This window comes from Bradyrhizobium sp. UFLA05-109 (genome assembly GCF_054185165.1).
This window is the reverse complement of record NZ_JBBIAR010000029.1, coordinates 83,046-103,013: the sequence shown is the minus strand read 5'-3', so window position 1 is coordinate 103,013 and position 19,968 is coordinate 83,046. Positions and strand designations below refer to the sequence as shown.

General features: G+C 64.3%; 21 protein-coding genes and 1 pseudogene. 12 read left to right on the top strand and 10 right to left on the bottom strand.

The genetic code is table 11. From position 1 onward, the window contains the following. Window positions 1-29 precede the first annotated feature (29 nt). Window positions 30-560, bottom strand: coding sequence for a transglycosylase SLT domain-containing protein (locus Q3C01_RS22125; RefSeq protein ID WP_458147415.1), 531 nt, complete (start codon window positions 558-560; stop codon window positions 30-32). 299 nt (window positions 561-859) lie between these two features. Here Q3C01_RS22125 and Q3C01_RS22120 point away from each other — a divergent pair, with 299 nt between their 5' ends. Continuing rightward, window positions 860-1,057, top strand: coding sequence for a hypothetical protein (locus Q3C01_RS22120; protein ID WP_458147430.1), 198 nt, complete (start codon window positions 860-862; stop codon window positions 1,055-1,057). A gap of 10 nt (window positions 1,058-1,067) precedes the next feature. Here Q3C01_RS22120 and Q3C01_RS22115 read toward each other — a convergent pair whose 3' ends face one another. Beyond that, window positions 1,068-2,396: an ATP-binding protein gene (locus Q3C01_RS22115; protein WP_458147414.1), complete on the bottom strand. Its 1,329-nt coding sequence runs from the start codon at window positions 2,394-2,396 to the stop codon at window positions 1,068-1,070. A 16-nt stretch (window positions 2,397-2,412) separates the two neighbouring features. After that, window positions 2,413-3,153: a response regulator gene (locus Q3C01_RS22110; RefSeq protein ID WP_458147413.1), complete on the bottom strand. Its 741-nt coding sequence runs from the start codon at window positions 3,151-3,153 to the stop codon at window positions 2,413-2,415. Window positions 3,154-3,334: 181 nt separating this feature from the next. Between Q3C01_RS22110 and Q3C01_RS22105 the strand changes: the two genes are divergently transcribed. Together Q3C01_RS22105 and Q3C01_RS22100 are read left to right on the top strand one after the other, a co-directional pair. Continuing rightward, window positions 3,335-3,925 carry a hypothetical protein gene (locus Q3C01_RS22105; protein ID WP_458147412.1) on the top strand — a complete coding sequence of 197 codons (591 nt, stop codon included), beginning with the start codon at window positions 3,335-3,337 and terminating at the stop codon, window positions 3,923-3,925. A gap of 235 nt (window positions 3,926-4,160) precedes the next feature. Next, window positions 4,161-4,679, top strand: a complete 519-nt coding sequence (locus tag Q3C01_RS22100; RefSeq protein WP_458147411.1) for a PRC-barrel domain-containing protein — start codon at window positions 4,161-4,163, stop codon at window positions 4,677-4,679. An 86-nt stretch (window positions 4,680-4,765) separates the two neighbouring features. On the opposite strand, the gene Q3C01_RS22095 is transcribed toward Q3C01_RS22100, so the two are convergent. Together Q3C01_RS22095 and Q3C01_RS22090 are read right to left on the bottom strand one after the other, a co-directional pair. Continuing rightward, window positions 4,766-5,977 carry an ABC transporter substrate-binding protein gene (locus Q3C01_RS22095; RefSeq protein ID WP_458147410.1) on the bottom strand — a complete coding sequence of 404 codons (1,212 nt, stop codon included), beginning with the start codon at window positions 5,975-5,977 and terminating at the stop codon, window positions 4,766-4,768. Window positions 5,978-6,262: 285 nt separating this feature from the next. Next, window positions 6,263-7,828 carry a DUF4403 family protein gene (locus Q3C01_RS22090; RefSeq protein WP_458147409.1) on the bottom strand — a complete coding sequence of 522 codons (1,566 nt, stop codon included), beginning with the start codon at window positions 7,826-7,828 and terminating at the stop codon, window positions 6,263-6,265. Between the two features lie 124 nt (window positions 7,829-7,952). Between Q3C01_RS22090 and Q3C01_RS22085 the strand changes: the two genes are divergently transcribed. Both Q3C01_RS22085 and Q3C01_RS22080 read left to right on the top strand, forming a co-directional pair. Next, a complete protein-coding gene (locus Q3C01_RS22085) occupies window positions 7,953-8,237 on the top strand; it encodes a hypothetical protein (protein WP_458147432.1) in 285 nt (94 codons plus the stop codon). Continuing rightward, the gene (locus Q3C01_RS22080) at window positions 8,198-8,455 is read left to right on the top strand and encodes an MAPEG family protein (protein ID WP_458147408.1); all 258 of its coding nucleotides are present in this window, start codon (window positions 8,198-8,200) and stop codon (window positions 8,453-8,455) included. The genes Q3C01_RS22085 and Q3C01_RS22080 overlap by 40 nt, the downstream gene beginning before the upstream one ends. Before the next feature lie 18 nt (window positions 8,456-8,473). Here Q3C01_RS22080 and Q3C01_RS22075 read toward each other — a convergent pair whose 3' ends face one another. Further along, window positions 8,474-9,322, bottom strand: a complete 849-nt coding sequence (locus Q3C01_RS22075; protein ID WP_458147407.1) for an NAD(P)H-binding protein — start codon at window positions 9,320-9,322, stop codon at window positions 8,474-8,476. Window positions 9,323-9,447: 125 nt separating this feature from the next. Between Q3C01_RS22075 and Q3C01_RS22070 the strand changes: the two genes are divergently transcribed. Continuing rightward, window positions 9,448-9,846 carry a winged helix-turn-helix transcriptional regulator gene (locus tag Q3C01_RS22070; protein ID WP_458147406.1) on the top strand — a complete coding sequence of 133 codons (399 nt, stop codon included), beginning with the start codon at window positions 9,448-9,450 and terminating at the stop codon, window positions 9,844-9,846. Between the two features lie 87 nt (window positions 9,847-9,933). On the opposite strand, the gene Q3C01_RS22065 is transcribed toward Q3C01_RS22070, so the two are convergent. Both Q3C01_RS22065 and Q3C01_RS22060 read right to left on the bottom strand, forming a co-directional pair. Continuing rightward, window positions 9,934-10,458 carry a GNAT family N-acetyltransferase gene (locus Q3C01_RS22065; protein ID WP_458147405.1) on the bottom strand — a complete coding sequence of 175 codons (525 nt, stop codon included), beginning with the start codon at window positions 10,456-10,458 and terminating at the stop codon, window positions 9,934-9,936. Window positions 10,459-10,477: 19 nt separating this feature from the next. Further along, entirely contained in the window at window positions 10,478-11,203 is a 726-nt protein-coding gene (locus Q3C01_RS22060) for a dienelactone hydrolase family protein (RefSeq protein WP_458147404.1), read from the bottom strand. A gap of 129 nt (window positions 11,204-11,332) precedes the next feature. On the opposite strand from Q3C01_RS22060, the gene pcaB reads away from it, so the two are divergent. After that, window positions 11,333-12,673, top strand: coding sequence for a 3-carboxy-cis,cis-muconate cycloisomerase (gene pcaB, locus Q3C01_RS22055; RefSeq protein WP_458147403.1), 1,341 nt, complete (start codon window positions 11,333-11,335; stop codon window positions 12,671-12,673). Window positions 12,674-12,839: 166 nt separating this feature from the next. On the opposite strand, the pseudogene Q3C01_RS22050 reads toward pcaB, so the two are convergent. Next, window positions 12,840-13,560, bottom strand: a pseudogene (locus Q3C01_RS22050) (L,D-transpeptidase). 271 nt (window positions 13,561-13,831) lie between these two features. On the opposite strand from Q3C01_RS22050, the gene Q3C01_RS22045 reads away from it, so the two are divergent. The 3 genes from Q3C01_RS22045 to Q3C01_RS22035 all read left to right on the top strand — a co-directional run bounded on the left by Q3C01_RS22045 (window position 13,832) and on the right by Q3C01_RS22035 (window position 16,391). Then, a complete protein-coding gene (locus tag Q3C01_RS22045; protein ID WP_458147402.1) occupies window positions 13,832-14,884 on the top strand; it encodes a glycosyltransferase family 4 protein in 1,053 nt (350 codons plus the stop codon). 33 nt (window positions 14,885-14,917) lie between these two features. Beyond that, a complete protein-coding gene (locus Q3C01_RS22040; RefSeq protein WP_458147401.1) occupies window positions 14,918-15,607 on the top strand; it encodes a class I SAM-dependent methyltransferase in 690 nt (229 codons plus the stop codon). A 124-nt stretch (window positions 15,608-15,731) separates the two neighbouring features. Continuing rightward, window positions 15,732-16,391: a hypothetical protein gene (locus Q3C01_RS22035; protein ID WP_458147400.1), complete on the top strand. Its 660-nt coding sequence runs from the start codon at window positions 15,732-15,734 to the stop codon at window positions 16,389-16,391. 221 nt (window positions 16,392-16,612) lie between these two features. Here Q3C01_RS22035 and Q3C01_RS22030 read toward each other — a convergent pair whose 3' ends face one another. After that, entirely contained in the window at window positions 16,613-18,277 is a 1,665-nt protein-coding gene (locus tag Q3C01_RS22030) for an aminotransferase class III-fold pyridoxal phosphate-dependent enzyme (RefSeq protein WP_458147399.1), read from the bottom strand. A 35-nt stretch (window positions 18,278-18,312) separates the two neighbouring features. On the opposite strand from Q3C01_RS22030, the gene asd reads away from it, so the two are divergent. Beyond that, the gene (asd, locus tag Q3C01_RS22025) at window positions 18,313-19,248 is read left to right on the top strand and encodes an archaetidylserine decarboxylase (protein ID WP_458147398.1); all 936 of its coding nucleotides are present in this window, start codon (window positions 18,313-18,315) and stop codon (window positions 19,246-19,248) included. Further along, window positions 19,248-19,811: an NUDIX hydrolase gene (locus Q3C01_RS22020; RefSeq protein ID WP_458147397.1), complete on the top strand. Its 564-nt coding sequence runs from the start codon at window positions 19,248-19,250 to the stop codon at window positions 19,809-19,811. The genes asd and Q3C01_RS22020 overlap by 1 nt, the downstream gene beginning before the upstream one ends. Window positions 19,812-19,968 lie beyond the last annotated feature (157 nt).

The window sequence follows — 19,968 nt, the reverse complement described above, 5'->3', positions numbered from 1 at the left end:
GCGCCGCAATGCGCCCGGGACACGAGAATCTATTTCTGGGCCTGCGCCCTCGCGTTGGCGACGTTTCGCGCCAGCCGCTTGTGCGGCGCGAACATTGGCTGCGGGTTGCCGTTAGGCTCTAGCCAGGCATTGCCGACCGCATCCGCCTGCTGCGCCATCTGCATCCGCTGCTGCTTTGCGGCGTAGTAATAGCCGCCTGCATAATAACGAATAGCTCGGCCGTAATCGCCATTCGCGGCGCGATAGGCGCCGGCGAGGTATTTCACGGCATAGGTGAGGTTGGTCTCGGGATCGCGCAGGCCTGCGGCATCCCCGCCGTAGCCGACCCCGCGGGCGGTCGCGAGCTTGATCTGCATCAGCCCGATCGTGCCGCCATGGCCGATCAGATGCGGCTGATAGCGGCTTTCACGCATGATGACGCGGTGAACAAGCGCTTCCGGCACGCCGTTCGCGCGCGCATGCGCGGCAACCATCTCGGAATACTCCGCTTCGCCCGCGACTGCAGCGTGCGACAATGACACTCCGGCCGTAATTGCGGCGGCAACGATTAAAGCTTTCATCGAATATCTCTCGGTCGAATTGACCTGCCTGTTCGCGTTAGGCCCGTGGAACACGGCGATGATGTGGCGAAACGTCGCCGTCAAAAATTTCCGGGCGCGCCGTCGTCTTTACGACTTAAACATGCGTTAAGTTGGCTCCAGGTGAGGTGCAGCAGGCTGAGGCCGCACGCGACAGCGGGCCTGTCCATTCGCGCATCTGCCGAAGAATGGCTAAAAAAGCACAAATCAAAAAAACACGTATCGGGAGACGTGCCATGACCAGATCAGATTTGATTCAATCAGACCTGACGCACTCTGACCTGATTCAAGCGGACATCGGCGACATCCCCAAGCAAAACCCCTGTGCGCAATGCGGCACGCGGATCGCGCATCCCGACTGGATCGAGCCGGGCAATGGCCGGGTTTCCTATCTGTGGAAATGCCGCGCCTGCGGATATCGCTTCGAGGCGATCGCGATCTACGACGAGCCGGCTCCCGAGCACGCGCTCGCCGCCTGAAGCATTCGCATTACGCCGCCAGGCGGTTCGGTTGCCAGATCGGCAACTGCATGCGCACGATCAGGCCGTTCGGCTGGCGATCGTGCAGCGACAACTCGCCGCCATGGGCGATCGCGATCGCGCGTGCGATGGAAAGGCCGAGCCCGAAGCCGGTGGTGTCGTCCATGTTGCGCGCGTCGTCGCCGCGCACGAATGGCTCCAGCATCTCCTGCTTGCGCTCGTCGGAAATGCCGGGACCGTCGTCTTCGACGTCGATGGTGAGCCTGGTGCCGGCGACGTCGAGGCGGATCGTCACCTCGGCGCCGAAGCGCACCGCGTTCTCGACGAGGTTGGTGATGCCGCGATGCAGATCGTCGGGACGCGCCGCGGCGGTCGCCTGGGCGGGACCATCGTAATGCACGGTGTAGCCCATGTCGGCGAACTGGTCGGCGATCAGTTGCAGCGTGCTTGCGATGTCGACCAGCGTCACCGCTTCCATCCTGCGGTCGTTACGCAGGAGTGAGAGCACCGATTCCAGCATCGACCGCATCTGGTCGAGGTCGATCAGCATGCGCTTGCGATGCGTCTCGTCCTCGATGAACTCCGCGCGCAGGCGCAGCCGCGTGATCGGTGTGCGCAGGTCATGGCTGATCGCCGCCAGCATCCTGGTGCGGTCGGCCATCAGCCCCGCGATCCGCTCCTGCATGCGATTGAGCGCGCGAGCGACGGAACGGATCTCTTCAGGCCCGCGCTCCGGCAAGGGCTCGGCAGTGCCGTCTAGGCTGAAGCCTTCGGCGGCGCGCGCGAACGATGACAGCGGGCGGGCCAGCGCATGTGCGGCCCACAGGCCCAGCATGGTGACGCTGATCAGCGCGAACAGCAGCGTCATCATCCACGGCCCGCCCCAGAACCGCGGCGGCCGCGGTCCCGGCTCGACGCGGCCGGCAATCATCGTGCCGTCGGGCAACTGGATGCCGACCCGGTGCTCGTCGCCGTCGGGCGACAGCGCCATCACCTTGTAGCCGTGACCGAGGTGTCGGCGGATGCCGTGCAGGTGCTGGCCTTCGGTGTCCTCGATCGCAGTGGCCGTGCCTGGCGCGAGCTCGACGATGTCGAGTGAGGGGAACGCGCGGGCGATGTCGGCGATGAGCCGCGGCCGCTCGCTCGCGCCGGAGCTGCCGAGCAGCAGCGCGGCATTGGCCAGTTGATGCGAGCTATCCGGCGGCATCTCGGCGCGGTCCGGCCTGCTGATCAGGAAGCTGGCGGTGAGGATCAGGTGAAGCGCGATGATCGACGCCACGACGAGGGCGGCGATCTGTCCGCCGATGCTCCTGAGATGGAAGAACCCGAACAGATTCATGGCAGGCCGCTTGAGGTCAGCTGTTCAGGGGCGCCGTAACCGCTTCCGTCCTCGGCGTGAACAGATAGCCGCCCGAGCGCACCGTCTTGATGATGGTGGGATCCTGCGGGTTGGGTTCGATCTTGCGGCGGATGCGGCTGACCAGCACGTCGATGGAGCGCTCGAACGAGCCGGTGGCGCGGCCCTGCGTGAGATCCAGCAGACTGTCGCGCGACAGCACGCGGCCGGGTCGCTCGCAGAAGGTGCGCAGCAGGTCGAACTCCGCGCTCGTCATCGCGACGCGCGCGCCGTCGGGGTTGCGCAGCTCGCGCAGTCGCAGGTCGATGCGCCAGCCCTCGAAGGCCAGCGTGCTCGCGCCTTCGATCGAGCTGGCGGCCTGCGCCGCGGCCTGCCGGCGCAGCACCGCGTTGATCCGCGCCAGGAGCTCGCGCGGATTGAACGGTTTCGGCAGGTAGTCGTCCGCGCCCATCTCGAGCCCGACGATGCGATCGACGTCCTCGCCGCGCGCGGTCAGCATGATGATCGGCGTCTGCGCCTCAGAGCGCACCTTGCGGCAGAGGCTCAAGCCGTCCTCGCCGGGCAGCATGACGTCGAGGATGATCAGGTCGACGCGATGGTCGGCCATCGCGCGCGTCATCTCGCGGCCGTCGCTGACGGCGGTGACGTTGCAGGCGTTGTTGCGCAGGTATTTCGCAATCAACGTCCGAGTTTCGCGGTCGTCCTCGACGACCAGGATGTTGGGCGAAGGAATAGCCATGTGCTCTGTTTGTCGGAGATTCGGTTTGAAGGGCGAAGTTTTTTGTTTCCGGATGTTTCTGAAGGCGCTTTCCGCAACGTCCGGTAACGTCCTGAAAGGGTGACGGCAAGGTCTCGTTAAGCCCGTTAACCATACCGTGGCGCCGTAAGTTAAGGAACCCCGCAAAACCCACGGAGCCATCATGACTTCGATCTCGGCGGCCTCCGCCGGCACCTATCAGTCGCCGCTGCAGCGGTTGCAGCAGGAATTGCAGTCGGAGGTCTCGGCCGGCACGATCTCGTCGTCGGATCAATCCGCCCTGTCGACCGCGCTCACCGACATCGATTCGGCGATCCAGCAGAGCCGATCGAGCGATTCGTCCAGCGACACCACATCCTCGCCGGAGGACATGAAGTCGAAGATCGACGACCTCATCGCCAATGAGGTCTCGAACGGTACGCTGACCTCCGACCAGGCCACCGAGCTGAAGGGCGTGTTCCAGTCCACCTTCGCCAACGGCCCAGGCGGCGCCGGTGGCCCGGGAGGCGCAGGCGGACCGCCGCCCGGCCCGCCACCGTCGGACGACAGCTCCTCCACCTCGTCCAGCTCCTCGACGGACTCGACCAGCAGCAGCTCGAGCGACAGCACCACCGCCGAGATCCTCCAGCAATTCCTCCAGGCACTCCAGCAATCGATGTCGTCGTCGACCTCGTCTTACGGCGCTTCCGGAAATGCGAACAGCTCGTCGAGCAGCTCGCAGATCTCCGCATTGCTCATCGACTACAAGACCTGACCGCGACGCCAGGTCGGCGCAGTCCCCGTCGTCTCTCGCGCGTCTCCCAGGACGCGTGACGAGTCGGCGGGGAACTGTGCGCGGCCTTCGCGTTCGATTCAAAATCTCTTCGTTGCGGAACTTGCGTCGCGATGCAACGCGCGCGAAGCGTGCAACGAAATTGCCGCAGGTTTGGAACTGCCGCCCGACATGCGAGGTTCTCTCCGCACGAGTTTTCGATGAAGGAGAGGACATCATGTTGATGAAATCGATCGCGGCCGGCCTTGCCGGTTCCGCGTTGCTTGTAACTGTCGCGTTTGCCCAGAATCCGACGACCACTGACAAGGCATCGAACGCGGCAACCACGACGACGTCGTCGGCATCGGGTGACTGGCGCGCGTCGAAAGTGGTGGGCCTGAAGGTCTACAACGACGCCAACGAGAGCGTCGGTTCGGTCAATGATCTGTTGATGGACAAGAGCGGCAACATCAAGCTCGTCGTGCTGGGCGTCGGCGGCTTCCTCGGCATGGGCGAGCACCTCGTCGCTGTGCCGTTCGACAAGGTGAAATTCTCGACCGAGCCGGTCTCCTATAGCGGCACGGCCAGCAACACCAAGCCGCCTGGCAGCCCGCCATCAAGCACGACCACGGGCGCCGCGCCGAGCACCAGCAAGTCTTCGACCTCGTCTTCGTCGAAGTGGTATCCGGACCACGCCGTGTTCAACGCAACCAAGGACGATCTGAAGAAGATGCCGGAGTTCAAGTACTCGGAGTAATGCGGTTCAATTGACGTTCAAACGCAACGCGCCCGGCTGGTCCGGGCGCGTTGTCGTGTCTTCGTCATTGCGGAGCTTGTGAAAGCTCAATGCCCCACCAGCGGGCAGCCACCCTTGTCGAGCGGACGGAATGCCTCGTCGCCGGGCACGGTGGCGATCAGCTTGTAGAGGTCCCACTCGCCCTTGGACTCCTCGGGCTTCTTGACCTCGAACAGATACATGTCGTGCACCATGCGGCCGTCGATGCGGATCTTGCCATTCTTGGCGAAGAAGTCGTTGATCGGGGTGGCGCGCATCTGCTCCATCACCTTCGGCGCCTCGTCGGTCTTGATGGCCTCGATCGCCTTCAGATAGTGCATGGTCGCCGAATAGAGCCCGGCCTGGATCATGGTCGGCATGTGTCCGACCTTGTCGTTGAAGCGCTTTGAGAAGGCGCGCGTCTCGTCGTTCATGTCCCAATAGAAAGCATCGGTGACGATCAGGCCCTGCGTCGCCTTGATGCCGAGCGAATGCGTGTCGGTGATCTCCTGGAGCAGCGCGATCATCTTCTGCCCGCCTTGCGTGAGGCCGAACTCGGACGCCTGCTTCAGCGCGTTGGTGGTATCGCCGCCGGCATTCGCCAGCGCCACGACCTTGGCCTTGGAGGCCTGTGCCTGGAGCAGGAAGGATGAGAAGTCGGAGGAGTTGAGCGGATGGCGGACGTCGCCGAGCACCTTGCCGCCGCTCTCCTTCACGACGTTGGCGGCGTCGCGCTCCAGCGCCTGGCCGAAGGCGTAGTCGGCGGTGACGAAGTACCAGGTGTCCTCGCCGCGCTTCACCATCGCCTTGCCTGCGACGTTCGACAGCGCATAAGTGTCGTAGGTCCAGTGCACCGTGTTGGGCGAGCATTGGGCGCCCGTGATGTCGGACGAGCCGCCGCCGGAATTGATGTTGATCTTGTTCTTCTCGCGCGTCAGCGCCGAGATCGGCAGCGCCACCGACGAGGTCGGCACATCGAAGATCGCGTCGACCTTCTCGTTGTCGTACCAGTTCCGCGCGATATTGACGCCGACGTCGGGCTTGTTCTGATGGTCGGCAGCGACCACCTCGACCGGCTTGCCGGCGACCTTGCCACCATAATCGGCTACTGCCATCTGCACCGCGGCGAGCGAGCCCTTGCCGGTGGCGTCGGCGTAGAGGCTCGACATGTCCGTGAGCACGCCGATCTTGACGACGTCGTCGGAAATCTGCGCCTGCGCCGCGCTGCCACTGGCCGCAACAGCAAGACCCGCCGCGACGGCGGCAAACAGTTTATGCATGGTTTGTTCTCTCCCTGGGCGTTGTTTCTTTGGGCTTCGTTACGGGAATGGTTCTAGCGGCAATCGGTGGCCGCAGCTAAGCGATCCCCGTCATAGCGGAATGCAAAAAGGGAAGGGGCGGGCGCTGTTCCTTCGCCTCTCCCCGTAGGAACGGAAAGAGGAGCAGCGCCTGGATTAGTAGCCCGCATGCAGCGTAGCGGAATGCGGGACCGGTGGTCCCGGATTGCGCTGCGCTCCATCCGGGCTACTGCAGTTGCGCATGTGAGAAGCTTCGAGACGAACTTCTCACATCCCCGATAGCTTCGTCACGTACACGTTCAGCGAGCCGCCGGCTTCCGCGATGATGCGGAGCGTCTTGGAATCGAACGCGATGTCGGCGAGCGTCAGGCTGTCGATATTCGCCTCGACGCGCAGGCCGTCCTCGGTCTTCTGGTAATCGGCGATCGCGGCCGCGATCTTGTCGCGTGCGTTGGCGGCGATCGGCTTGAGGTCGAGCGTCGCCTTCTGCACCAGCGCCTGCTGCAAATGCGGCACCACGGCGCGCGCCGCGGCGCCAAGGAGCCCGAATGCGGCCTCGGACTCCACCGCGAGCTGGATGTCAGCGAGCCGCAGCGTCTGCTGCGCCTGGTCGAGCATCGGCCGCCCCCAGATGTGCACGGTTGCCTCGGCACCGAGGCCGAACCAACTCTTCTTCTCCTTGGCGCGCACCAGAAGCGAGATCAGCAGCCGGTCGCCCGAGGGAACCACGTTGACGCTCTTCACGGTCACGTCGACCGGACCCGAGCCGTCTTCCGGATAGGTATGGCCGACCATCTGAGCAGCGATGAGCTTGTTGATCTCGGTGAAGGGCACGTCGATCGGCACGCCGATGTTCACGCCGGTGCCGGTCGGCGGCACGATCGAGATCTTTTCGGGGAAGGGGCACTCGGGCTTGGTCTGGGTCGTGGTGACGCGGGTCTCGGCCTCGATGCCAAGCAGGAGTGTCACGGCCTGCGCATCGACGCGCGGCTGCGCCGCGATCGCACGGATCGGCTTCATCTCCAGCCACAGCGGCGGCAGTGCGGCCGAGGATCCCGAGCCCAGCGGCATCGAGCGGCAGGCCTTGATCCACTGCGCTTTCGCATTCTCGCGCAGGCTCGGATCGTTGCGGATACGTTCGGCGACCACGTTGAGCTGATCGCCAACGGTTTTGTCGATCAGCGGATTGACCTGCGCCGGCACGTTGACCTTGGCGCCGGCGACCGAGAGGTTGGTGTCGCCGAGATTGACCTGCGCCCCGAGATTCGGCTCGAGGTGCCAGTTGGTGGCAAGTTTCGGGCGCGAGGTGATGACCACGTTGCCCTTGATCTCGGCGCTGGCATTCAGGTTCTTGATGTTGACGGCGCCAATCTGCTTGGCGGCGTTGTTGCCGAGCACGCTGCCGAGCGCCTCGCCGAGCGCGCCGGTCGCTTTCGAGGACAGCGATCCCGTGACGTTGAGCTTGCCGCTGATCGGCGTCGACAGCGTCAGCACGTCCTTGTCGCCGCTCGCGGCAATCGGCCCGCGCGAAGCCGTCCAGCCGATATCGGCGTCCTGCAGGATCTGCGAGACCGGATTGTCGGCCTTGCCGGTGAAATTGCGCGCCGCGCTCTTGTCGGCAGCCTCGCGGATCGCCGACAGCGAGATCGCAACCGGCGCCACCACGATCGAGCTCTTCGAAACCGGTGGCAGCGGCGGCAACTGCGTGACCGCGGGCGCTGTTCCTGCGCCGCGCGGCGACAGCCAGTCCATGGCCTTCAGGCTCGCGAAAAACGACACCGCGATCACCGCGATCGCGACCAGAATAGTCTTCAAGTTCAACGTCAGACCCATCAATCCCCCAAACCGGCCCCGGCTTGCGAGTCTACAGGGCGGGGGAACGCGGCGCCAGAGTGGCCGAAACCGGGCGGAGATGCACCGCGGCGGCGGGATCGACCTCACTGTTGCGCACGATCGAGTGATCAAGAAAACCGCCCGGCGCTGTCGAACCGGCGCCGGCCCGTACGTCTGGATAGGGCCGACCGGCCACATCGCGCGGCTGGCGGCATCCTTCCAGGAGGCGCAGATGACGACCGACCTCAAATATCTCGTGTTGACGGCGATGCTGACCGCCGCCTTGTGGATTCCCTATATCGTCTGCCAGGTTAGACCAACGGCCCGCTCGAGCCGAAGAATTATGCCGATCCTGCTCTGCCGCGGCCGGTGCCCGCATGGGGCCAGCGTGCGAACCGCGCCCACCTGAATGCGATCGAGGTGTTCGCGCCGTTTGCAACATTGGTCATCGTCGCGCAACTTGCGGGCCAGGCCAATGCAACGACCGCGTTCTGTGCCGCAAGCTTCTTCTATCTGCGGCTTGCCCACGCCGTCGTCTACCTGGCCGGCGTTCCCTATGTGCGAACCATCCTGTTCACGCTCGCATTCGTGGCGGAGGTCGTGATCTTCTGGGAGGTGATCAGGTAGCCTGTTTGGTGCGGTCCGTTATCGGAGGGTGGCGGTAAGGACCTCGCGCAACAACCGCGGTTCGCGGCCTGACAGACGTTCCACGTCGCCGGTCACGATATTGAAGTCGCCCGCCGCGAACCGCCTTTCGATATCGACCATGGCGTCAATGTACTCCGGGGGGATACCTGCCTGCAAAAGCCCGCCGCGAAGTTGCGCTTCGTCCAGCACCAAGAAGCGTAAGGGCGTTCCCGTGATTTCAGATATAAGGGCGGCGCGTTCCGCGCCGGTCAGTGCCGCGCGACCCGTCGTACTGTAAATGGCTCCGGCGTGACCCTCACCAAGCAGCGCGCCTGCTGCTGCGGCCGCGACGTCCTCCCGGGACACGAAGGCGACGCGGTTCTCGCCGAGGCCTGGCAGGCCCCCCGATCCGAGCGCCATCGCTGCCACCTGCGCAAACGACTCGGCGTAATAGTTCATCCGCAGAATGGTCCAGCGCGGCGCCGTCCTCATCAAGTGCTGCTCACCCGCCCAATAGGCAGCGTACATCTCGCGTGCAGGCGCCTCGCGGGTGGCGGCCGAGGACATCAACACGATATGCTTGACTCCGGCGCCCACCGCAGTGTCGATGGCCGTAATGAAATGACGATCGCGCAGGCCCGGGCGGACGTCGGCGCTTGGGATGATGAGCAGTCGCTCGATCCCTTCATAGGCTTTGATGAGCGTTTCCGGCCGATCGTAGTCGCCGAGGCGCCCTGCCGCGGGAGGCTGTACAGTCTCCGGGGTACGCGAGATGCCCACGAGCTCCTGGTGCGGGTCCCTTGCCAGCAGTTCTGCCAGGACGGACCTTCCGAGCTGTCCGCTAGCGCCGCTGATTCCGATCTTCATTGCGATACCTTTCCTATCGTTACGCACATTATGTTCGTGACGATATGTTCGATATCGATTAGCTTCGCAAGAACGCACAATTTGGTGCGTTCGCGATCATCTTTGTTCGCGGTCAGTGAGATGAGATGAAAGCGTCAGCGAAGAAAGCCGAATGGGTCGAGCCGGGCTGGGAAGACCACGATGATTGTCGCGCGGTCTTGCAGGTTCTGGATCGCGTCGGCGACAAGTGGACGGTGATGGTCGTCGGTGTATTGTCGAAGGGGCCAATGCGCTTCAACGCGACGATGCGCCTCATCGACGGCATATCGCATCGGATGTTGACGTTGACGCTCCGCGGCCTCGAACGCGATGGGCTGGTCAAGCGCACGGCCCATGCAACGATTCCGCCGAAGGTCGAATATGAGCTGACAAGGCTCGGGCGTTCCCTGATCGAGCCGCTGAAGACGGTTGCCGCCTGGGCCAGGCGAAATCGCAGGACGATAGAGGCAGCGCGAGTGCAGTTCGATGTGAGAAAACCGGGGTAACGCCGGGCAATTTTTTTGATTGACCGGGCATGGAGCTTGAGTACGGCGGGATGCGGCCCGTTGCTGGTGCGGTTAGTTGCGGTTCACTCATTCGCTGCTCCCGTCCAGGAACAGCTTCATCAGGATCTCATCGAAATATTGGCCGTCCTGCTTGAGCGCCTTCGGTTCGCGACCGTATTCGATGAACCCGGCGCTGAAATAGAGACGCAAGGCGGGTTCGTTGTCGCTGACGACTGACAACTGAAGCTGTTCGACTCGTTGCGCCGCATGCGCCACGACGGCGTCGACGAGACGACGTCCCACACCGAAGCGGCGCGCCGCTGGCCGCACATACATGCCCCAGAGCATTGCCTTGTGCCCGGTCTTTGTCCCCTCCTGCCGGCGAAAGCCGGCGACGCCGCATAACTCCTGTTCGATGAAGGCGCCAAAAACGTCAGAGGCCGCGAGGCGCTCCTCGAACCAGGAAAGTGCCATCTCGTTCTCGCGCACAAACACGCTGGCGTAGGCCCCCGGATGCGCCTCGAGCGCCTCCAGCCTGATCTGTCGATAACTCGCCGCATCGGCCGGCGTGAGCAGTCTGACGGCGGCAGTGTTGTGGTCAACTGAAGGCATGTCCTGCTTCGTCTCCAATTCAACGCATCGCCGTTGCAAAGACGTCCTCGAACAGGTCGAGCATTGCGGCCCAGGAGCGACGATCCGCGTCGGCATGATAGGCGTGGTTCGGTACGCTTTCGCCAATGAGCTCGGGGTTGGTGAAGCCATGCGCCGCACCGCCATAGACATGGGCCTGCCAGTCGACGCTGGTCGCGCGCATCTCGCGCGCGAAATCCGCAAGCTGCGTCAGCGAAACCAGCGTGTCGGCGGCACCGTGACACACCAGGACTCTCGCCTTGATGTTCGCGGCATCCTCCGGCCGCTCGCTCGGGAAGCCGCCATGAAAGCTCACGACGGCCGCAAGGTCCGCACCAGTCCGCGCCAGCTCCAACGCCGTGCTGCCGCCGAAGCAATAGCCGATCGCGGCGAGCCTGGTGGCATCGACCATGTCATGCCCGGCAAGGGCCAGGCGCGCCGCCTCCGCCCGCTCGCGCCAGCGCGCAGTGTCCGCGCGCAAGGCATTCATCAGCTCGATCGCCTGCGGCACGTCAGGGGCCGTCTTGCCGTTGCCGTAGAGATCGGCCACGAGCACGACAAAGCCAAGCGCGGCCAGTTGCTCCGCGCGCGCGATCGCATGCGTGCCGATGCCGCGCGCGTCGGGGAACAGCACCACGCCGGGGCGGAGGCTGGCGGCTTCATCGGCAACGAGAATGCCCTGAAGCTCGGAGGCGCGATCGCGATATCCAAGAACAGTCTTTTTCATCCTGATGCTCCTCGTCGGACAAACTGACCACACGGATTGCACCTGGACAACCCTTGATTGTCACTCGTTTCGCTGGATGCCACTATGTTGAATGTATAAGTCCATGCACGAACACAATGAAGGAAACTCATGGCGAGCACCGTCTTCGATTCCGCGCTGTTCCGCGACATGTTTGGCACCGCCGAGATGCGCGCGGTGTTTTCAGATGACGCGCTGGTCGGCCGCTACCTGGAAACCGAGGCGGCGCTCGCCCGTGCCCAGGCTCGCGCCGGCGTGGTGCCGAAGGACGCCGCGGCCGCGATCGACGCCGCCTCGCGCAACATCAAGCTCGATTTCGACAAGCTCCGTCACCAGACCGAGATCGTGGGCTATCCGATCCTGCCGCTGGTCCATCAGCTCTCCGAGGCCGCCGGCGAGGCCGGCCGCTATGTCCATTGGGGCGCGACCACGCAGGACATCATGGACACCGCCAACGTGCTCCAGATCCGCGCGGCGCTCGACATCGTCGCGCGCGACCTGAAGGAGTTGCGCACGATCCTCGCCGACCTCGCGCGCAGGCATCGTGATACGCCGATGGCCGGCCGCACCCATCTCCAGCAGGCGCTGCCGGTGACCTTCGGCTACAAGGTCGCGATCTGGCTGTCCTCGATCGACCGGCACATCGAGCGCGTCGACCAGTCGCGGCCGCGCATCCTGCTCGGCGAGTTTTCGGGCGCGGCCGGCACGCTCGCCTCGGTCGGCGACGGCGGCCTCGAGATGCAGCGCCTGTTTTGTGAAGAACTGGGGCTGCACCAGCCGCCGATCACCTGGCACGTGGCGCGCGACGGCATCGCGGAAGCGGTGACGCTGCTCGGCCTCATCACCGGCACGCTCGGCAAGATCGCTACCGACGTGATGCTGATGTGCGCGACCGAGTTCGGCGAACTCTCCGAGCCGTTCGTGCATGGCCGCGGCGCCTCGTCCACCATGCCGCAGAAGCGCAACCCGATCTCCAGCGAGCTGATGCTCGCCTCCGCCAAGGCGGTGCGCCAGCATGTCGCCACCATGCTCGACGGCATGATCCACGATTTCGAGCGCGCGACCGGTCCCTGGCATCTCGAATGGGTGTCGCTGCCGGAGAGTTTTTTGCTCACGGCGTCCTCGCTTGCCAATGCGAAGTTCATGCTGGCGGGTCTGGTCGTGCACGAGGACCGCATGCGCGCCAATCTCGGCCTGACGCACGGCCTCATCGTCGCCGAAGCCGTCATGATGGCCGCGGCACCGAAGCTCGGCCGGCAACACGCGCATGACGTCGTCTACGACGCCTGTCGCAAGGCGATCGAGGGCGGCGGCGATCTTGCCGGCATCCTCTCCGGCGTTCCCGAGATCGTGGCTGCGCTCGGCGGCGTCGATGCCATCCGCCGTCACTGCGACCCCGCGAACTATCTCGGCCTCTCCGGCCAGATGGTCGACCGCGTGCTCGGAGGGTGACCTGTAGCCCGGATGAGCGAAGCGACATCCGGGGAGTTGGCCCCGCATATCGCTTCGCTCATGCGGGCTACGACGGCGCACGCTTGGAAGCCGCGGTCTTCGGCGCAAACGAGAGCGGCCCCCAAGGTTGCCGGGGCCGCTTGCTTTGCAGTTTTTGTCTCAGCGTCTACCGCGTTGCGCTACCGCAGCTCGGCGCGGCGGTCGGTCATCGGAAGCACGACGACCTTGGTGCCGACGCTGACGCGGGAGTAGAGGTCGGTGACGTCTTCATTGGTCAGCCGGATGCAGCCGGAGGAGACGTGCTTGCCGATCGTCTCGGGGGCGTTGGTGCCGTGGATACGGTAGATGGTGCCGCCGAGATACATGGCGCGGGCCCCTAACGGGTTGCCGGGACCGCCGGCCATGTGGCGCGGAAGATAAGGCTGGCGGGCGATCATTTCCGGTGGCGGGGTCCAGTCCGGCCACTCCGCCTTCTTGGTCACCGACTGGGTGCCCGACCAGGTGAAGCCGTCGCGGCCGACGCCGATGCCGTAGCGCACGGCCTGGCCGTTACCGAGCACGTAATAAAGATAGGTGTTGGGCGTATCGATGATGATGGTGCCGGGCGCCTCGCGCGTTGCGTAAGCGACGACCTGGCGGCGGAAGCGGGCGGGCATCTCGACGCTGTCCTGATCTTCCGACGGTGCGGCCTGATAGGACGGCGCAGGCTGATAGGGCTGATAGGGTTGCAGCGGCTGCGGTACAGCAAAGCCGGGCGGCGGTGTGAAGAAGGGGAAGAGCTGCACGGGTGCGGCATGTGCCGGACCGGCAAACGCGACTGCGGTGATCGCAACTGCGCTGAGCGCAACAGCGCGCGAATACGTCTTGAACGTGTCCAGATTGAACATTGATCGCCCCTGTTGGATCGGATTTTTGATCACCGCGGCGCCTTGCGGTGTTCCGTTGCCCAGACTCGTAATGGCGAAAAGTTTCGGGACGTTTGCGCGGAAAACCGAAAACGGTTTCGTCGCGGCAAGGATTGTTTCATGACAGTTTCGTGGCCGTGCCGACCTGTTAACGAACAAAACAGTGGGCCGACACTTCTGTGACGTCACACGCCTGAAATATCCTTCGTTGATGGTCCTAAGCCGAGAATCATCAAACTCTCGGGATTTCCCCATGCGGGTATTAATCGCGACTGACGCCTGGCATCCGCAGGTTAACGGTGTGGTGCGGACGCTGACCTCGCTCGCCAGCGCCGCCAAGGCGCTCGACGTCGAGATCGAATTCTTGACGCCGGATGGCTTTTCTTCGCTGCCGTTGCCGACCTATCCGGGCCTGCGCATCGCGCTGCCCAGCCGGGCCGAGATCGCACGGCGGATCGAAGCGGCTGCGCCCGAAGCACTGCACATCGCAACCGAAGGCCCGATCGGCTGGGCGGCGCGGGCCTATTGCCGCCGACGCGGGCTCGCCTTCACCACCTCCTACACCACGCGCTTCCCGGAATACGTTTCGGTCCGCACCGGCATTCCGGACAGCGTCGGCTACGCCGTGCTGCGGCACTTCCACGATGCCGCCGCCATGACGATGGTGGCGACGCCGTCGCTGCGCCAGGAACTGTCCGAGCGCGGCTTCAAGCGGCTCGGCTTCTGGACCCGCGGCGTCGACACCACTCTGTTCCATCCCGATGGTCCGGCAAAGCTCGACCTGCCGCGGCCGATCTTCATGACGATGGGCCGCGTGGCGGTGGAAAAGAATCTCGAGGCGTTCCTCTCGCTCGATCTGCCCGGCACGAAGGTCGTGGTCGGCGATGGCCCGCAGAAGGCGCAGCTCGAGAAGAAGTATCCGAACGCCGTCTTCCTCGGCGAGAAGAAGGGCGCGGATCTCACCTCGCATCTCGCAGCCGCCGACGTCTTCGTATTCCCGAGCCTTACCGACACCTTTGGCGTGGTGCAGCTCGAGGCGCTCGCCTGTGGCACGCCGGTCGCGGCGTTTCCGGTGACGGGCCCGAAGGACGTCATTGCCGATCATCCGATTGGCGCGATCGATGACGATTTGCGCGCCGCATGCCTGCGCGCGCTGACGATGTCGCGCGAGACCTGCCGCAACTTCGCGCTGGCACGCTCCTGGGAAAACAGTGCGCGTCAGTTCGTCGGAAATCTCACCTCACTCCAGCCCAGCCGCTCGCTGCGCCCGACGCCCGTCATGGCGCGGCGGCCGGTGCGGGGTTGATTTGGAACATCTGAACCAAACGGGACTTTGCTAATGGCCAAAATCATGAAGTTTGAAGATTCGCAGCAGCTCGACCTCGACCGCGGCACGGTCGAGCAGGCCTATGACCGGTGGGCGCCGGTCTACGACCTCGTGTTCGGCGGCGTGTTCGCCAAGGGCCGGCAGGCCGCGATCACGGCGACCAACAAGCTCGGCGGCCGCGTGCTCGAAGTCGGCGTCGGCACCGGCATCTCGCTGCCGATGTACGCGCCGAACGTCCGCATCTTCGGCACCGATATTTCGGAGGCCATGCTCGACAAGGCGCGCCGCCGCGTCTCGGAGCTGAAGTTGAAGAACGTCGAGGGCCTCGCGGTGATGGACGCCGAGAAGCTCGAATTTCCCGACAACTCCTTCGACGTCGTGATGGCGCAATATGTCGTCACCGCCGTTCCCAACCCGGAAGTTGCGCTGGACGAGTTCGCACGCGTGCTGCGTCCCGGCGGCGAATTGATCATCCTGACCCGCGTCAGCGCGGATGCCGGCATGCGCCGCTTCATCGAGCAGAAGCTCCAGCCGGTGGTGCGTCACCTCGGCTTCCGCACCGCCGAGTTCGCCTGGTCGCGCTACGCGAAGTGGCTCGCGGGTGCGCATGGCATGGAGCTCGCCGAGCGCCGCCTGATTCCGCCGCTCGGTCACTTCTCGCTGGTCCGCCTCCGCAAGGTTCAGGTCGCCAAAGCAGCCTGAGCCAGCGGCTCCACGCGTTCATGCGTCACCGCGTCGCGCACATCGTCATATGACAAAATGATGATGTCACACGCCCTACATCGAATCCCTATATCTCCTTAGCCGAAGCCTTTTGGGGGAAAGAATGATCAAAGAATTCCTTGAGCAGCTGCGCATCCAGCGCTGGGACGACCACCGCTACTATCACCACAGCCGCATCAATCAGAGCCTGCACTTCGTCAGCGCGGCGAGCTTCCTGTTCGCCTATCTCTGGCTGTTCGTCGATCCCGTGGTCTCGGCGCTGGTTGGCTGGCTGGTCTCGATGACCTCGCGTCAGGCTGGTCACTTCTTCTTCGAGCCGAAGGGCTACGACCACATCAACCAGGCGACGCACGAGCACAAGGAAGAGATCAAGGTCGGCTACAACCTTCAGCGCAAGGTCGTGCTGATGGCGATCTGGGCGCTGTCGCCGCTGGTTCTGTTCGCCGATCCGACGCTGTTCGGCCTGTTCAAGCCATTCGCGAGCGCGACCGACTTCTGTCGGCAGGTCGCAAAGATCTGGCTCGCGGTCGGCGCCGGAGGCTTGCTGTTCCGCACCGTGCACCTGTTCTTCATCCGCGATGTCGAGACCGGCCTCGTCTGGATGACCAAGATTTTGACCGACCCGTTCCACGACCTGATGCTCTACCGCAAGGCGCCGCTCGCGCTGATGCGCGGCGAGCTGATGGACCCGGGCCTGCATCTCGTCCCCGAGCACACGCTGGGCTTCATCGCCGAGCCTGAGCTCAGCGAGCAGCACGCCTGAGCGCGCGGCTCTCACCAAACACTCCGATGTTCAAAGGTTACGTCATGCCCGGGCTCGTCCCGGGCATCCACGTCTTGGGGGCTACCTCAAACACCGTCATTCCGGGGCGGCTCGAAGAGCCGAGCTATGGTGCGCCATTGCGCACCAGGGAATCTCGAGATTCCGGGTTCGCGGCTGCGCCGCGCCCCGGAATGACGTTGGACGTGGGTGAAGAACGGCCCTCAGCGCGCGAAGCGCTTGGCCAGCATCTCCTTAAGGATCTGCCGCTTGATGCGCTTGTTGGTCAGCGCAGCATCGTGCCACCAGAAGCCGTCGGCCTTCATCTTCTGCGCGGCGCGGACGAAGCGTTCGGCGACCTCGGTGAAATCGGCGTCGGTGTAATTGAGGCTGAAGATCAGCCGTCCGGTGCCGACCCAGCTCAAGGCGAGGCCCTCGGCGCGCAGGTAGTATTGCAGCATCCAGTTGTATCGGGAGGGCTCGGTGTACTTCACCGTCCAGATCGAGGACAGGTTGGCGACGCGCACCGGCAGATCGGCCTCGCTCAGCATCTGGTTGAGCTTTTGCGCGCGGCCGTCCCAGATCGCATCCAGCCCGTCATAGATGGCGCGGAAGTTCGGGCTTGCGAGCCGGCTCAAGAACTCGTCCATCGCCGTCATGACGTAGGGATGCGAGTTGAAGGTGCCGCGGGCGAAGCAGACGTCGGCGGGACGATCGTCGCGGAAGCGGCGCATCAGGTCCTTGCGGCCGCAGACCACGCCGACGGGAAGGCCGCCGGCGAGGCTCTTGCCGTAGGTCACCATGTCGGCGCGCACGCCGAAATATTCCTGGGCGCCGCCGGGAGCGAGACGGAAGCCGACGAAGACCTCGTCGAAGATCAGCACGATGCCGCGCTCGGTGCAGACCTCACGCAGCTTCTTGAGCCAGGCGGTATAGGCGTCGCGGTCGAAGTTGCCACCGCGCGAACTGTCGACCAGCGAGGAATCGCCGGGCGCGTTCGCGTTCGGATGCAGCGCCTGGAGCGGATTGACCAGCACGCAGGCGATGTCGCGGCGCGTGCGCAGGACATGCAGCGTCTTTTCGGACATTTCGGCGAGCGTGTAGGTCTCATGCGCGGCAATGGGGTTGCCGACGCCGGGCTGCACGTCGCCCCACCAGCCATGATAGGCGCCGGCAAAGCGCACCAGATGCGTGCGCTTGGTGTGGTAGCGCGCGAGGCGGACGGCCTGCATGACGGCTTCGGTGCCGGACATGTGGAAGGAGACTTCGTCGAGGCCCGAGATCTGGCAGAGCCGCGTCACGTTCTCGGCGATGACGGGGTGGTAGGGGCCGAGTACAGGCCCGAGCGCCTGGGCGCGCTTCTCGCCCTCCCCGATGCACTCCTTGTAGAAGTCGTTGCCAAAGATGTTGACGCCGTACGAGCCGGTAAGATCGTAGGAGACGTTGCCGTCGAGATCGGTGACGGTGACACCGTCGGACGACTGCATGAAGCTCGAGGTGCCCAGGTTCTCGCGCACGAGACGGGAGAACTGGAACGGCACACGGTAGCTTTCGGTGAATTGCAGGTCGGAGATTCTTTTCGCCGCCTCGTTCGTCAGCGCACGGCCCTTGGCGTAGCGCGTGGCATAGAGACCGGCGAGGCGAAAGAAGCCGTCGTGGCGCTGGGCCGCGATATTCGCCGGCGCGCCGTCACAGGCGAAATAGTCGTCGCCCTCGAACTCGTAGAACGGGATCAGCCGCGCCACCCTTCGCGACATCTTGGAATGCCCCGAGAGCGAGCGGTGTTTTGCGCGGGACAGCTCGATCCGCGCCTTGATCTTCGGGAAGGCGGCGGCAGCAGACGCTGCGGCGGCCACGGACAATGAGAGAATCGGGAGTGTCGTTTCCATGACAACAAGCGCTAATCCTACCTGCTGACAGATTCATGACAGTCAAAGCCCTCATCGCCTCTTTCACCCAGCAGGAAGACCTCAATTTCCTGCTGACCAACCGCATTCCGCGTGCGGCGCTGACCCGCTTCATGGGCTGGTTCTCCAAGATCGAGAACCCGCTGGTGCGGGACGGCTCGATCGCGCTGTGGAAGCTGTTCTCCGACCTCGATCTGTCGGAGGCGCGCAAGACCCATTTCAAGAGCCTGCACGACTGCTTCACCCGCGAGCTCAAGCCTGGCTTGCGTCCTTTCGATCCGGAGCCCGCGATCGTTGCCAGTCCCTCCGACGGCATCGTTGGCGCGCACGGCAAGATCGCCGACACCGAGCTCTTCCAGGTCAAGGGCGCGCCCTATTCGCTGCTCGATCTCCTCGGCGATCCCGCCCTGGTCGAGCAGCATCGCAACGGCTCTTTCGTCACGCTGCGGCTGACCTCGAGCATGTACCACCGCTTCCATGCGCCATACGACGCGCATGTCGAGCGCGTCACGTTGATCCACGGCGATGTCTGGAACGTCAACCCGATTGCGCTGAAGCGGGTCGAGCGTCTGTTCTGCAAGAACGAGCGCGCGGTGATTCGCACGCATTTGTCGACCGGCGAGGCGGTGACGCTGGTGCCGGTGGCGGCCATCCTGGTCGCGAGCATCCGGCTGCACTTCCTCGACATGGTGCTGAACGCGCAGACCCGCGGCCCGGTTAATTTCCCGTGCGACGTCAATGTGAGGAAAGGCGAGGAGCTCGGCTGGTTCGAGCACGGCTCGACCATCATCATCCTGGCGCCCGGCGATTTTGCCTTCTGCGAGGGCATCGCCGAGGGCACGTGCATCCGTGCGGGACAGGCGCTGCTGCAAAAAAGTAGCCTTCAATCCGCCGTGTCGGCGGCCTATATCGTTCCCGGGGACGATTCGGTCGACACGACGGGTATTGAGTGATGGCGCGGGCGCCGGTTCTGGCGGCAGGTGGAATTGTGCTGCGGCGTGATGCGCCGCTGATCGCGGTGGTGCGCCAGCGCAAGCGCAATGAATGGGTTTTGCCCAAGGGCAAGCTCGACGATGACGAGACGCTGAGGGAAGCCGCGCACCGCGAGGTGCTGGAAGAGACGGGCCACGACGTCGCCATCCACGAATTTCTGGGCACGCTCGCCTATCCATCCGGTGGGCGCTCCAAGATCGTGCATTTCTGGCGCATGGAGGCGAACGGCGGGCCCGTCCGCAAGCTGATGAACGACATCAAGGCGGTCGACTGGCTGCCGCTGGAGGATGCGGTCGCGCGGCTGTCGCGCGAGTATGAGCGCGCATTCCTCTTGCATGTCGGCCCGATCGCGCTCGCCGCCGCCGGCCTCGCACCGGCCGATATGGACGTTACGCCGCCACTCGCCATGGACGACGTCGATGCCGTGATGCAGACATTGACGCCCGCGGAGGCGGCTTCGGTCGAAGAGTTGCGCCACGGCCTGTTGCGGAAAGTGAAAGCCTGGCTCCGCGGCGAGCCGTGACGGAAGCGTAATGCTGGAGGATCAGGCCGGGCCGGCTTGACCGAAGATCCGCCTTGCCGGCGACGAAAGGCGGTCGATGAGCGTTATCATCTCCGCGGCCGGACCATCGCTACATACTTGCCACCATCATCTCCCCAGCTCGGACCGCGGCTCTCAT

What these genes read in the sequence shown, in the direction of transcription:
- Q3C01_RS22125 (WP_458147415.1), bottom strand. Translation starts at nt 560, where the DNA reads ATGAAAGCTTTAATCGTTGCCGCCGCAATTACGGCCGGAGTGTCATTG.
- Q3C01_RS22115 (WP_458147414.1), bottom strand. Translation starts at nt 2,396, where the DNA reads ATGAATCTGTTCGGGTTCTTCCATCTCAGGAGCATCGGCGGACAGATC.
- Q3C01_RS22110 (WP_458147413.1), bottom strand. Translation starts at nt 3,153, where the DNA reads ATGGCTATTCCTTCGCCCAACATCCTGGTCGTCGAGGACGACCGCGAA.
- Q3C01_RS22105 (WP_458147412.1), top strand. Translation starts at nt 3,335, where the DNA reads ATGACTTCGATCTCGGCGGCCTCCGCCGGCACCTATCAGTCGCCGCTG.
- Q3C01_RS22100 (WP_458147411.1), top strand. Translation starts at nt 4,161, where the DNA reads ATGTTGATGAAATCGATCGCGGCCGGCCTTGCCGGTTCCGCGTTGCTT.
- Q3C01_RS22095 (WP_458147410.1), bottom strand. Translation starts at nt 5,977, where the DNA reads ATGCATAAACTGTTTGCCGCCGTCGCGGCGGGTCTTGCTGTTGCGGCC.
- Q3C01_RS22090 (WP_458147409.1), bottom strand. Translation starts at nt 7,828, where the DNA reads ATGGGTCTGACGTTGAACTTGAAGACTATTCTGGTCGCGATCGCGGTG.
- Q3C01_RS22075 (WP_458147407.1), bottom strand. Translation starts at nt 9,322, where the DNA reads ATGAAGATCGGAATCAGCGGCGCTAGCGGACAGCTCGGAAGGTCCGTC.
- Q3C01_RS22070 (WP_458147406.1), top strand. Translation starts at nt 9,448, where the DNA reads ATGAAAGCGTCAGCGAAGAAAGCCGAATGGGTCGAGCCGGGCTGGGAA.
- Q3C01_RS22065 (WP_458147405.1), bottom strand. Translation starts at nt 10,458, where the DNA reads ATGCCTTCAGTTGACCACAACACTGCCGCCGTCAGACTGCTCACGCCG.
- Q3C01_RS22060 (WP_458147404.1), bottom strand. Translation starts at nt 11,203, where the DNA reads ATGAAAAAGACTGTTCTTGGATATCGCGATCGCGCCTCCGAGCTTCAG.
- pcaB (WP_458147403.1), top strand. Translation starts at nt 11,333, where the DNA reads ATGGCGAGCACCGTCTTCGATTCCGCGCTGTTCCGCGACATGTTTGGC.
- Q3C01_RS22045 (WP_458147402.1), top strand. Translation starts at nt 13,832, where the DNA reads ATGCGGGTATTAATCGCGACTGACGCCTGGCATCCGCAGGTTAACGGT.
- Q3C01_RS22040 (WP_458147401.1), top strand. Translation starts at nt 14,918, where the DNA reads ATGGCCAAAATCATGAAGTTTGAAGATTCGCAGCAGCTCGACCTCGAC.
- Q3C01_RS22035 (WP_458147400.1), top strand. Translation starts at nt 15,732, where the DNA reads ATGATCAAAGAATTCCTTGAGCAGCTGCGCATCCAGCGCTGGGACGAC.
- Q3C01_RS22030 (WP_458147399.1), bottom strand. Translation starts at nt 18,277, where the DNA reads ATGGAAACGACACTCCCGATTCTCTCATTGTCCGTGGCCGCCGCAGCG.
- asd (WP_458147398.1), top strand. Translation starts at nt 18,313, where the DNA reads ATGACAGTCAAAGCCCTCATCGCCTCTTTCACCCAGCAGGAAGACCTC.
- Q3C01_RS22020 (WP_458147397.1), top strand. Translation starts at nt 19,248, where the DNA reads ATGGCGCGGGCGCCGGTTCTGGCGGCAGGTGGAATTGTGCTGCGGCGT.